Here is a 12431-nt window from a genome sequence, read left to right on the forward strand (position 1 = left end):
AACTCTACCGGCAGGCGGGGCACTAGCGCCAGCGGCAATTCTTTGGGTATCTTCTAAAGCTCTAGTGTTTTATCGGTCTTTCGAGACCGTTTTGCCTCCCCGGATTATGCCGGGCGGCGATGCCACGTCGATTCCGGATCGGGGGACTTCGCTCCCAGTCCGCGTCATGGCCTCTCGCACCGTTGGTGTTGGTGTCGTTCGCTGCACGGGCTTCGGCTTCAGGCAGATCGACGTCGTACCGCCGGATCTGCAGCACCTGAACCGGGCGCAGTTTGGCCCCGGAGAGAACTATGCATCCGTTTATCGAAACGCAGAAAGAGTGGATGAAGGCAGTGACGCCGTTCCGCCCGGGTGACACCGTGCGCGTTAACGTGCGCGTAAAGGAAGGCGACAAGGAACGCGTTCAGGCGTTCGAAGGCGTCTGCATCGCGCGTCGTGGCGGTGGTGTCAGCGAGACGTTCACCGTGCGCAAGATTTCGAACGGTGTCGGTGTCGAGCGCATCTTCCCGATTCATAGCCCGATGGTCGCCGAGATCATCGTGGTTCGTCGTGGCGCCGTGCGCCGTGCGAAGCTGTACTACCTCCGCGACGTGACGGGTAAGGCCGCGCGTATCAAGGAGCGTAAGGTCGTGCGCGCCCCTCGCGGCGCGTAAGACAGACGCGTTTCACCCCTCACCAGGAAGCCGGCCCTCGTGGCCCGGTGGACCCCGATCGAGCGCACCCTGCGTGCGCAACACGGACCGCTCCTGGTGGGTGTGGATGAAGTCGGACGGGGCCCGCTTGCGGGCCCCGTTGTCGCATGTGCCGTCGTCATGCCCCCCGACCGCCGCGCGATCGCGGGCGTCGACGATTCGAAGCAGCTCGATGCCGCCACGCGCGTGAGGCTCGCCGCCCGCATACGGGAGCAGGCCCTCGTGGTCTCGCTCGGTGCGGCCAGTGCACGCGAGATCGATCGGATCAACATCTACCACGCCACCGTCCTCGCCATGCGGCGCGCCCTTTCGCGCGTGCCCGAGCGTCTGGGCTGCGAGCCCCATCACGTGCTGGTCGACGGCAAGCCGCTCCGTACGCTCGGCCACGTACACACGGCCGTGGTGAAGGGCGACGCCAAGTGCTACGCGATTGCCTGTGCGTCGATCGTGGCCAAAGTGACCCGTGACCGGCTCATGCACGCGCTCGCGGCGCGACACGACGGCTACGCGTGGGAGCGGAACAGCGGCTACGGTACCGCTGCGCACCGAGCCGCGCTCGACGAACGCGGGCTTACGCCGCATCATCGTCGTAGCTTCTGTCTCGACGAGCAGGTATCCCTGCTGCTCGACGCGATGACCCCCGATGACCTCGGTGTCCCCTCACACGGCCTTTACACGGAGTAGGTACATGAACGATGCGACTGGTGGGTCCGATCTCGCGAGCGTGGCGTCCATCTTCCGGCCCGGGCTGCTCGACGGACAGGTCGCGCTGGTCACCGGTGGCGGCACCGGTATTGGTCTCGGTATTTCGCAACTGCTTGCCGAGCTCGGCGCGCATGTGGTGATGGCCAGCCGCAAACCGGCGAACCTCGAAGCGGCGCGCGCCGACATCGAATCGCGCGGTGGCAAGGTCAGCGCCGTGCAGCTCGACGTGCGCGATCCGGAGCAGGTGAAGGCCGCGGTCGACGGCATCGCACAGCAGCTGGGGCGTATCGACGTGCTCGTGAACAACGCGGCCGGCAACTTCTACGCACCGAGTGCGACGCTGTCGCCGAATGCGTGGAAGAGTGTGGTCGAGATCGATCTCTACGGTACGTTCTACTGCTCGCAGGCGGTGTATCCGATCATGGCGGCGCAAGGCGGCGGCCGCATCGTGAGCACGTCGATGACGTTGCACTATCGCGGCTGGCCCATGATGGCACACGCGACCGCCGCGAAGGCCGGTGTTGATGCGCTCACGCGTACGCTCGCGGTGGAGTGGGCGCCGCAGCGTATTCGCGTGAATGCGATCGCACCTGGGCCTATCCCCACCGAAGGCGTGCGCAAGGCGTTCACGCCGCCGGCCGACAGCGGCGTGCCTGACGTATTCGCCGCCGCCGATGCGCGCATGGCCGAGTACGCGAAGAAGGGGATTCCACTCGGGCGATGGGGCTCGCCGCGCGACATCGCGAACATGGTTGCGTTTCTCGCATCACCGGCAGGCGATTGGATTACGGGATCGATCTTCGTGATCGACGGCGGCGAGTGGCTCGCGAAAGCACCAAGCTGAAGCACCACCTGACGCCCGGATCGTGTCAACCGCTTCATGTGCTCGGTGACGCCGCACACGACGACGGCAAAGTGGTACGAAATGTGTGATATGAGGCACTTCGAAAGTCGCGCTGTATGGCGAGGTTCATCTCGTGGTTCGCGTTATGCATGAAGCATAGATCGCGAGCCCGATGGATAGACGTCGATACTCGAGTTTCACCTCACGACTGGACAAGGAGACTTCATGCGACAGGTAAAGTATGTGGCGATGGTTGCGCTCGCGGCGAGCACGTTGGGCGCCTGTGCCACGAAAGGCTTCGTGCGTAAGGGACTCGAAGAACAGCGCGTTGCGCTGAGCACTGAGAAGACCGAGCGCGTCGCTGGTGATGACGCGCTGCGCACGGATGTGAACGGTCTGCGCACGGATCTCAACGCGCTGCGGAACGACCTGACCACGATGCGTACCGAGTTCGGCGCCAAGATCACGGCCATGGAAGGACAGGTGAAGTTCGCGATGCCCGTGCACTTCGCGTTCGATGACGCTGCGGTGCGGCAGGACGATCAGGCCGCGCTCGAAAAATTCGCGCAGGTTGCCAACCAGCATTACAAGGGCGCGACGATTACGATCGAAGGTTTCGCTGATCCGGCCGGTTCGGCGGACTACAACCTGCGTCTCTCGCGTGAGCGGGCCGATGCGGTTCGTGACTACCTCGTGACGAAGGGCCTTGATGGTACGGCGCTGCGCACGGTAGGTTATGGCAAGACGCGTCTGGTTCGCCCGGGCGCACAGGGCACTGCCGATGGAGCCGAACTCAATCGTCGCGTGACCTTCGTCATCGAGACGCCGGCTGGTGCCGCTACGGTGGCTGCCTTGTCGGGCATGAACTGAATCGGATGACGTTGGTGTAGGACAACGCGATGGCCGGCTCTTTTCGGAGAGCCGGCCATCGTTGCGTTTCTGACCGGGAGCTTCGCGTTGCTGCTGTCATCGGTACCTTCGCTGTCCGATCGCCTGACGGCCGAAGGCGAGGCCAATGCCCTCCACGCGCTGGGCGAGGTATCGCTCCCGCCACGCCTGCGCGCGGACGCCGCCACGAGTGTTCTCGACATCACGGAGTGGTTTGGCGAGACGAGCGGTGGCATACGCACGTATCTGCTCGAGAAAGCGCGCTACGTAGATGCGCGCCCGTGGTTGCGTCAGACGATCGTCGTGCCGGGCCATCGCGATCGCGTGGTAGACGGCGATGGCGTGCGCTTGTATCGCTTGCGCGGACCACACATCCCGGGACAGCGTCCCTATCGATTCATGCTGGCCACGCGCAGCGTCTCGCGCGTACTGCGCCACGAGCGGCCCGATCTGATCGAAGTCGGCAGTCCGTTCATCATTCCGTGGATTACCAAGGCAACCGCCCAGTCGCTCGACATCCCCATGGTGTGTTTCGCGCACACCGATGTGCCACGACAATTCGCGCCGAACGCCGAGCGCGATGGCACGCTCCGACGCGCACTTGCGCGCGCCTCCGCGTGGTACCTGCGCCGGCTCGACCGACTCTTTCCGCTCACGATTGTAGCCTCCGATTATGCGGCGACAGAGCTCGCTCGGATCGGGATCGACCGCGTGGCCAAGGTCCCGCTCGGCGTCGATCTCGAACGGTTCTCGCCGGAACGACGCGAGCGCGCACGAGACACGCGCCGCCGATTCCAGTTGCCCGAGGGGCCGTTGGCGGCCTTCGTCGGCCGATTCGCTCGCGAGAAGGAACTGGGCGTGGTCCTGGATGCGTGGCGCGACGTTGAGCGTCGCTGTGGTGCGCGGCTGGTACTGGTCGGCGCGGGCCCGATGGAGTCGATGCTCAAGGCGCATCCGTACGGACACCGCGTCACGTTCATCCCATTTCTCCGCGATCGCGATGCGCTCGCCGATTTGCTCGCGGCGTTCGATCTTTATGTCGCGGCCGGCCCACTCGAAACCTTCGGACTGTCCGCCATCGAGGCGATGGCGTCGGGCACACCCGTCCTCACGGTGCGCCACGGCGCGGTCCTCGAGCATGTGCGCACGGGAGGCGGATCGTCGTACGAGCGCGGCAGCGCGGGATCTTTGGCCGATGAAGCGGTGCAGCTCTTTGCCTGCGATCTGTCGGCGCTTGGGGAACAGGCGCGCCGTCATGCGGAACGCGCGCATGCCTGGGATACGGTGTTCGACCGTCTGTTTGCCGTGTACCGCGGCGTGCTGGAGCGCTGAGTGATGCCGACAGACACGGGGGCCTCGGTGCGCGCCGACGGGCTGCGTCTCGCGCTGTTCACCGACACGTACGCGCCGCAGGTGAATGGTGTCGCGCGGACGTTGGAGCGCCTGGTCGCGGCCCTTGAGGCGCGGGGCGGGGTCGTGCGGGTATTCGCGCCCTTTGATCCCGAGGGGCAGGAACACGATGCGGTGGAGCGCTTCGGAAGTCGGGCATTCTGGGCATACCCGGAACTTCGGCTTTCATGGCCATCGTCGACGCGCGTGGAGCAGGCGCTGGCAGCCTTCGCGCCGACCCTTGTGCACGCGGCGACCGAGTTCGGCGTCGGCTTGGCCGGCCGTCGGGCGGCGCACGCGCTCGGCATCCCCTTCGTGTCGTCGTACCACACCAGCTTCGTGGCCTACGCCGAGCATTACCGCTTGGGTCTCCTGGCGCGTCCGGGCTGGCACTTCATGCGTTGGTTTCACAATGGGGGATTGCGTACGTATTGCCCGTCCCAGTCCATCGTTGACGAGGTCAATTCGCACGGATTCGAGCGGACGGCGGTGTGGTCGCGTGGCGTTGACGGCGAGCGATTTGCGCCGCGCCACCGGTCGTCGGCGCTGCGTGAGCGCCTTGTACAAACCAACGACACGTTGGTGCTGTCGTACGTGGGACGGTTGGCCGCGGAGAAAGGCCTGGACGTGGCACTCGATGCGCTGGAGCGGGTCGAGCGGGCACGACCGGGGCGCGTGCGTTGGCTCGTGGTCGGCGATGGGCCGTACGAAGCCGAGGTGCGGCGACGTGCGCCGCAGGGTACGGTGATGACCGGAAAGTTGCAGGGGACCGCGCTGAGTGAGGCGTACGCCAGTGGTGACGTGTTTCTCTTTCCGAGCACCACGGACACCTTCGGTAATGTCATGCTCGAGGCGATGGCGTCCGGACTGCCGGTGGTTGGGGCCGACGTCGGGCCCACCCGCGAGCAGCTGCAGTCGGGGGGCGGGTGGCTGGTGCCGCCGGGCGACGCGGCGGCGTTTGCCCGCGCCATCGTTGCCCTGGTTGACGACCGTGCGTTGGTGCGCGATGCCGCCCGTCGGGCGAGTACCTTTGCCGCGTCGAAGTCATGGGACGTCGTGTGGGATGCCCTCCTGCGCGACTATCTGCAACTGCATCGCGTCCACGCCCCGCCGTCGTTGCGCTAGTCCACTACGCCGAGGTACATAGAGCGTGGTGCCCGGTCCGCTTGGCATTTCCCACCTCTTCTCGGCCATCATGCGACGTTGGAAATCAGAAAGGGTACGCGTCCTGCTGCTCTCGACGCTGGCGACAACGCTGGTCGCGGGTGCCTGCGTCGCCCCGCTCAAGCTGGCACGCGACGATTCGGATGTCGTGCTGTCCCGGCAACTGCTCGCCGCCCCCAATCCGTCGCAGAAAGGCAGCTTTGCCGTCAAGTCGCTGTACTACGGTAGCGGCACCGACAAGCAGCGTGCGGTCTATCGCGATTCCGTCACGCTGAAGACGGCGGTCGTGAACGGCGCGAAGTTCGCGTCGGCCCCTGATCCCAAGCAGGCCCAGATCCGCAAGAAGTATTGGGGCTTCGACTTCACGAAGCTGCCCGTCAATGGGCGCGTCTGGTATCCCGATGCACCGGGTCCGTTCCCGCTGGTGCTGGTGGTGCACGGCAACCATGACATGAAGCAATTCTCCGATCCCGGATATCAGTATCTCGGCGAACTGCTGGCGTCCCGTGGCTACATCGTGGCATCGGTGGACGAGAACTTCCTGAACGGCAACATTCGCGGCGAGAACGATGCGCGCGGCTGGATGCTGCTGAAGCATCTGCAATCGTGGAAGCGCTTCAACGACTCCACCGGCTCGCCGCTGCAGGGCAAAGTGGACATGCACAACATCGCGCTCATGGGTCATTCGCGCGGTGGTGAGGCGGTCACGGTGGCCGGCGCGTTCAATCGCCTGGCGTACTATCCCGACGACGCGACGGTGAAGTTCGATTTCAACTTCGACATCAAGTCGTTGGTGGCGATCGCGCCGGTCGACGGGCAGTATCGCCCGGCCGACAAGCCAACACCGGTAGCGAACTACAACTACTTGCTGATGCACGGCTCGCACGACGGCGACGTGTCCACGTTCAACGGGTTGGCGCAGTACGAGCGCATCCGCTTCACCGATGGTAAGCCGTGGTTCAAGTCGGCGGTGTTCGTATACCGCGCGAATCATGGACAGTGGAATACCACGTGGGGCAGTCTCGATGGCGGGCCGCGCAGCGCGCGCTCGCTCGATACGCGCGGGTTTCTCTCGCAGGCGGATCAGCGGAAGTTCGCCGAGGTGTACATCGCGGCGTTTCTCGACGCGACGTTGCGCGGGAAGAGCGAGTATTTGCCGATGTTCCGCGATCATCGCGTCGTGGGGCAGTGGCTGCCGAAGACGATGTACACGACGCGCTTTCAGGAGAGTGGATTCCGGACGGCCGCCGACTTCGAGGAAGACGTTGACGTGACGTCTGGGTCGGTGCGTGGTATCGCGTTGTCGAGTGACTCGGTGGCGGTGTGGAAAGAGTCGCCGGTGCCGTTCCGTGCGCGCGGATCCACGCAGGCGCACAACGCCGTCACGATCGGCTGGAACAATCGCATTGCCGGTGATGACACCACGAAGCTTGGAAAGCCGGCGTCGTTCGCCATGCAGGTCAGCGATTCGCTGCGCACCTCGTGGAACGTCGGCGCCTCGTCGTCGCTCGTCTTCTCGCTGACGCCGACCGATGCGAAGCCCGGTCCGCGTGCGGCGGCGCGCGACACCACCAAGAAGGCGGACTCGCTGTCGAAGAGCGCCGCGAAGAAGCCTGCGCCCAAGAAGCCGGCGCCCAAGGACGTGAAGCCCGATACAGTCGCTGTCGACCTCTCGATCGAGGTGACCGATGCCGCCGGGCGCTCGGCCTCGCTTCCGTTGTCGGCGTACGGCGTCGTCCGCCGTCCGCTCGAATCGTACGTGTATCGACGGGCCGGCCGCGACAAGCAGCGCTTTGCGAACGTCTACGAAATCGTGCTGCAGACGTACGCGATTCCTCTCGCGGATTTCACCCGCGCAACGCCCGGATTCGATCCGGCGCGCATCACGCACGTGCGGTGGCGCTTCGATCGCAGCGTGGCCGGCACCATCATTCTCGACAACATCGGCTTCTCCAACATGCGCCCCGAATTCACCGCACAAACGATCGGAGCGGCCCGATGAGCCGTTCGTTGCTTCGCCACTCAGCGATGGCGGCCTGTGTCGCGAGCGTGTGCGCCGGCGCGCTGGCGTCGAGCGCGCAGGCACAGGCACCGGCATCCGATCAGCGTGAGCGCTACGCACCGCTCATTCTCAAGCTGCCCGCCACGGCGCGCGTGATGTCGCTCGGCGGCGCGCAAGCGGCGCTCCGTGATGTGGATGCGGTGTTCGGAAACCCGGCTTTGGTGGGCACGGCGACCGGATTGGCGTTCGGTGCGGAGCGCTATGCCAGCGGCGCGACGGCGGGCCAGTTCGCCAGCAGCTCCACCATTGGACCGCTGGGCCTTGGGGTCGGTGTGCAGTTGCTCGATGCCGGTCCGCGCTACGGCACATTCCCGGCGACGAGTGAGGTGCTCACGCGCGAGAACGCTGCCGGTGCAAGCAGCCTCGCGACGACGCTCGCCGCGTCGCTCACGTGGAAGCAGATGCGCTGGGGCATCGGCGCGAAGTATGTCGAAGAGCGTGTGACCAACGATCGCGCCGCCGGCGTGGTGTTCGACATCGGCGTCTCGAAGGCCCTGCAGTTTCTGAACAGCACGGTCGGCGTGGCGGTGCAGCATGTGGGGCCGCGTCTGGAAGTGGCCGGTCGCCGTGAATCGCTGCCGTCCCAACTTGCGCTGGGCATCGCCACGGCCCCCAGGGGCCTCGGTAAGTGGTTCGACCTCTCCGGCACGGCGCAGCTGGATGTGCGACGCGACGGTGAGCTCTTTCCCCGAGGTGGCGTGGAGCTGAGTTATTCGCCGCTCGAAGGCATCGGCTTCACCGGTCGTGTGGGCGGTCGTCGGCCGCAGCTGCGTGAGGAGCGTCCGGTCGCCGTGGGCGGCGGGCTCACGGTGGATCGCTTTACCCTCGACTACGGATGGGAAGCGCTGCGCGACGGTGGGGGCCATCGTATCACGGTGCGGTTGCGGTAAGTCGTTTTTTGCGCGCCGGGCCCCTGTTCGCGCGGCGCGTCATTTCGCTAAATTGAGAGGCTGGCCCGCTTCACCGCGGATCGGCGCTCCGGTAGCTCAGTTGGTAGAGCAGTGGCCTTTTAAGCCATAGGTCGTGGGTTCGAGTCCCACCCGGGGCACTCGCTGGTCACCTGGCTATCTTTGAGCATGCGCGTTCGCATCCTCATTTCCGCGGCGTTGGGCTTCCTCGCCGCCAGCCTGTCTCTCTCGCAGCAGGCCCGGGCCCAGCTTGGGCTCCCTTCGCGGCCCTCGAGCACAGACAGCGCCGCGACCAGCGTGTCTTCGGCATCGCCCCGGGCGGCGCTGCAGTCGTTCCTGCGCCTCGCCGAGGCAAACGACTGGGTCGGCGCCGCCGAGTATCTGTCCGTGTCCACCGCGGAGCGAGATCGGGCCTCACAGCTGGCACGTCGGCTCAAGACGATCCTCGATCAGCGTCTCGCGATCGATGTGCGCACGGTGTCCGGTGCCGTCTCCGGCGACACGACGGATGGCGACATGGGCGGCGACCGGATCGGCGTGATCACGTCGGTCAACGGCCGCGAGGATCCGGTCCGCATGGTGCGCCTGTCCGCGCCTGCGTCTGGAGGGCCGGTGCGATGGGTGTTCTCGCAGGCCACCGTCGGCTTCATCGATAGCTGGTTCGAGAATCTCGGCGCACCGTGGCTGCGTGAGCGGCTCCCTCGCACGCTGATGCGCGAAGGCCCTTTCAACGTGTACTACTGGCAGTGGATCGGACTCGGGCTGGCGATTCCGGTCGTGCTATTGCTGGCTTGGGGACTCGGGGCCCTGCTGCGCAATCTTTTGGGGCGCATCGCGCGACACACCGTGACCGAGTGGGACGATCTGTTGCTGGAGCATCTTCGCGGACCGTTCCGCTTGTGGGCGGCGTCGTTGGCGATCGGACCGCTCCTGTCGCTGCTGGACCTCAATACGCGCGTGGCCGGATTCTTCACGTCGCTGACGCGCGGTCTCGTGCTGATCTCGATCTTCTGGGGTCTGCTGCGCATCATCCGCCTCGCGCAGGATCGCGTGGCGAATGCGGCGTGGGCCACGGGGCAGGGCACGCAGGCGCGAACACTGGTTCCGCTGCTCGGCAACTTCCTGCGGGTGACGCTGGCGATCATCGCGCTGCTGGTGGCGCTGGCGCAATTCGGCTATCCCGTCGGCACGTTGCTCGCCGGTCTTGGTATCGGAGGTATCGCGGTGGCGCTGGCCGCGCAGAAGACTGTCGAACATCTGTTCGGCAGCGTGTCGCTGGCGGCTGACAACGCCTTTCGCGTTGGCGATTGGGTTCGCGCTGGTGCGTCGGAGGGCGCGGTCGAGCGCATCGGTCTGCGCTCCACGAGCATCCGAACGGTCGATCGCACGGTGGTGCGCATTCCCAACGGGCGGCTCGCCGACGAACGCATCGAGACCTTCGGCGAGCGCGACCGCATTCTGCTTCGCACCGACATCGACCTGACCTACGGCACGACGCCGGAGCAACTCGAGCGCATTCGCGATGCACTCGAAGCGGCGTTGCGCGCGCATCCCCTGATCTTCACCGATGTGGTGCGCGTGAACGTGGTGGCCTTCACCGATTCGGCGATACGCGTCAACGTGGTAGCCTGGTTTCTCACGACCGACTATCAGGAATTCCTGCACATCCGTCACGCGATGTTGATCACGTTCATGCGGATCATTGCCGACAATGGATCGAGTTTCGCGTTTCCCTCCCGCACCATCTATCACGTGCAGCAGGACGGCACAACGCCGGTTCCGGTCATCGGTGCCAGCGCGCCGGCCGCGGATGTATAGCGTCGAGTGGGCGTCATGATCCTGCCGCTGCTGGTCCTCGCGCAGGGTGACATGATTCAGGCGCCACCGCCACTACTGGCCACGGAGTTGGCCGCGACGCTGCTGCAGGGGGCGATCACCACCGGACTCGCGGCACTCTGCGCGCACTTGTACGTGCGGTACAGACGTCCGTGGTTCGGCTGGTTCGCGGTGGCGTGGAGCGTGTACGTGGCGCGCCTGCTTTGCATTCTCAGCTTTCTGCTCACCGGCGAGCGCGTGTGGTTGTACTGGCATCAGGTCACCACCGGGTGGACCGCGCTCGCGCTGCTCTGGTCGGCGATCGTGTTTTTGCGACAGCCCAAGGCGCGACCGGCGTATTTGTTATTGGCGCTCTTTCCGGCGCTTTGGTCGTACGTGGCGATTTATCAACTCGATCACTTCCTCTGGGCCGCACTGCCCGCGGTGTTGTTCCTGAGCGGCGCGACGATGTGGACCGGCTGGGTCTTCTGGCGTCATCATCGCATCGCGAGTTCGACCGGCGCGCGCCTGCTCGCCATTTCGTTCTTCCTCTGGGGACTGCACCACCTCGACTATCCGTTCCTGCGGGCGCAGGGCGCATGGACGCCGTGGGGCTACTACCTCGACATCTCCTTCGAGCTGTTGGTCGGCTTCGGACTGGTGTTGCTGGTGCTCGATGATCTCGGCCGCGGCGTGCGTGCCCTGTCGGCGCTCTCCGGCGACTTGCAGCGTCGCGATCGCACGACCGATCCACTCGATGCGCTGCTGTCACGCCCGCTCGCCTTGCCGGGCGTGCGCGGCACGGCGATGTACCTTTTCGATGCAGACGGCGCCGACGATGCGGCGGCCGCCGACGTGCTCGATGGCGTGCTCACAGCCTGGCGTGACGAGGAACCGGCCGATCCGACGCTGACTGGTGCGACACCCGTAGGAAGTGCACCGGCCACCCGCGGACGATTCGTGCGTGGTGCCGGTTCGTGTTCGTCATGGGACAATGCCCGGCCCGAGAAAGCCGTGTTGGACGCGCTGACGCGGATGCGAATCTCCCGGCGCCCGCAAGTCGTGGCGGCGGAAGGGCGACAACCGTTCATCGCCGCGCTGCCGGTGGGTACCGGCACGCGTCTGGTCGGCGCCCTGGTAATGGCGGGCGACGTGCGCAATCCGTTTACCGCACTCGACGACGACTTCCTGCTTACGCTCGGTCAGCAGGTCGGCGCCGCACTCGAACAGTCGGCGCTCGATCGTCAGTTGGCCACCCGCACGAAGGCACTTGAGCAGCTCTCCGCCCGCATGGTGCGGCAGCACGAAGACGAGCGTCGTCGTTTGTCGCGCGAATTGCATGACGAAACCGCGCAGGTGTTCTCGGCGGTGAAGATGCAGCTCGAGGCCTTGCGCCCGCTGTTGGCCGGTGGGGCGTCGCCCCGCCTTGATCGCCTGCTCTCGCTGGTCGATACTGGCATCGCGAGCATTCGGCAGGTCACCAGCGATCTGCGCCCGTCGCTGCTCGATGATCTGGGCCTGCGGCCGGCGTTGCATTCGCTGGTCACCGATTTCACTGAGCGGAGCGGGATTCGCGCGACCTTCGACGCGCCTGGCGCGTTTCCGCCGCTGCATCCTGACGCCGATCTGGCGCTGTTCCGCGCGCTGCAGGAAGCGCTGTCGAACGTCGTGCGCCACGCGCAGGCATCGCAGGTCGATGTGCTGGTGACCGTCGATGACCAGGGACTCGTGCTGTCCGTCCGCGACGACGGCAACGGGTTTCCGATCGGACGCAACGGTCGCATTCGCGACGCCGAGCATCGCATGGGGCTGACCGGCATGCGCGAGCGCATCTTCGCCATCGGCGGCGATGTCGTCATCGCCAACCGGAGCAAAGGTGCTGAAGTGCGAATCAGCGCGCCGCGCGTGGATGTCGGCCTTTCAACGACCCTTTCAACGACTCCGACCCCTTGAACCTCCTCGTG

General features: G+C 65.7%; 10 protein-coding genes and 1 tRNA gene. All 11 read left to right on the forward strand.

The features are described from left to right. The first annotated feature begins 290 nt into the window (after positions 1-290). Positions 291-653, forward strand: a complete 363-nt coding sequence (rplS, locus tag HKW67_RS03005; protein ID WP_171223985.1) for a 50S ribosomal protein L19 — start codon at positions 291-293, stop codon at positions 651-653. Between the two features lie 102 nt (positions 654-755). Continuing rightward, complete coding sequence (locus HKW67_RS03010) at positions 756-1376, forward strand: ribonuclease HII (protein ID WP_230981200.1); 621 nt, start codon at positions 756-758, stop codon at positions 1374-1376. Between the two features lie 4 nt (positions 1377-1380). After that, entirely contained in the window at positions 1381-2241 is an 861-nt protein-coding gene (locus HKW67_RS03015; protein ID WP_171223987.1) for an SDR family oxidoreductase, read from the forward strand. Positions 2242-2466: 225 nt separating this feature from the next. After that, positions 2467-3111, forward strand: a complete 645-nt coding sequence (locus tag HKW67_RS03020) for an OmpA family protein (RefSeq protein WP_171223988.1) — start codon at positions 2467-2469, stop codon at positions 3109-3111. Between the two features lie 87 nt (positions 3112-3198). Beyond that, positions 3199-4461, forward strand: coding sequence for a glycosyltransferase (locus tag HKW67_RS03025; protein ID WP_171223989.1), 1263 nt, complete (start codon positions 3199-3201; stop codon positions 4459-4461). A gap of 3 nt (positions 4462-4464) precedes the next feature. Further along, positions 4465-5643: a glycosyltransferase family 4 protein gene (locus HKW67_RS03030; RefSeq protein ID WP_230981201.1), complete on the forward strand. Its 1179-nt coding sequence runs from the start codon at positions 4465-4467 to the stop codon at positions 5641-5643. 70 nt (positions 5644-5713) lie between these two features. Next, entirely contained in the window at positions 5714-7684 is a 1971-nt protein-coding gene (locus HKW67_RS03035; protein WP_171223991.1) for an alpha/beta hydrolase family protein, read from the forward strand. Further along, positions 7681-8634 (forward strand): hypothetical protein, encoded by a 954-nt coding sequence (locus tag HKW67_RS03040; protein ID WP_171223992.1) that lies wholly within the window; start codon positions 7681-7683, stop codon positions 8632-8634. The genes HKW67_RS03035 and HKW67_RS03040 overlap by 4 nt, the downstream gene beginning before the upstream one ends. An 85-nt stretch (positions 8635-8719) precedes the next feature. Then, positions 8720-8792 (forward strand) — tRNA-Lys (locus tag HKW67_RS03045). Between the two features lie 28 nt (positions 8793-8820). Further along, positions 8821-10470: a mechanosensitive ion channel family protein gene (locus tag HKW67_RS03050; protein WP_171223993.1), complete on the forward strand. Its 1650-nt coding sequence runs from the start codon at positions 8821-8823 to the stop codon at positions 10468-10470. 15 nt (positions 10471-10485) lie between these two features. Continuing rightward, positions 10486-12420: a histidine kinase gene (locus HKW67_RS03055; protein WP_171223994.1), complete on the forward strand. Its 1935-nt coding sequence runs from the start codon at positions 10486-10488 to the stop codon at positions 12418-12420. The last annotated feature ends 11 nt before the right edge of the window (positions 12421-12431 follow it).

It is taken from the genome of Gemmatimonas groenlandica, assembly GCF_013004105.1.
Lineage (GTDB): Bacteria > Gemmatimonadota > Gemmatimonadetes > Gemmatimonadales > Gemmatimonadaceae > Gemmatimonas > Gemmatimonas groenlandica.

What these genes read in the sequence shown, in the direction of transcription:
- HKW67_RS03040 (WP_171223992.1), top strand. Translation starts at nt 7,681, where the DNA reads ATGAGCCGTTCGTTGCTTCGCCACTCAGCGATGGCGGCCTGTGTCGCG.
- HKW67_RS03030 (WP_230981201.1), top strand. Translation starts at nt 4,465, where the DNA reads ATGCCGACAGACACGGGGGCCTCGGTGCGCGCCGACGGGCTGCGTCTC.
- HKW67_RS03035 (WP_171223991.1), top strand. Translation starts at nt 5,714, where the DNA reads ATGCGACGTTGGAAATCAGAAAGGGTACGCGTCCTGCTGCTCTCGACG.
- HKW67_RS03050 (WP_171223993.1), top strand. Translation starts at nt 8,821, where the DNA reads ATGCGCGTTCGCATCCTCATTTCCGCGGCGTTGGGCTTCCTCGCCGCC.
- rplS (WP_171223985.1), top strand. Translation starts at nt 291, where the DNA reads ATGCATCCGTTTATCGAAACGCAGAAAGAGTGGATGAAGGCAGTGACG.
- HKW67_RS03020 (WP_171223988.1), top strand. Translation starts at nt 2,467, where the DNA reads ATGCGACAGGTAAAGTATGTGGCGATGGTTGCGCTCGCGGCGAGCACG.
- HKW67_RS03015 (WP_171223987.1), top strand. Translation starts at nt 1,381, where the DNA reads ATGAACGATGCGACTGGTGGGTCCGATCTCGCGAGCGTGGCGTCCATC.
- HKW67_RS03055 (WP_171223994.1), top strand. Translation starts at nt 10,486, where the DNA reads ATGATCCTGCCGCTGCTGGTCCTCGCGCAGGGTGACATGATTCAGGCG.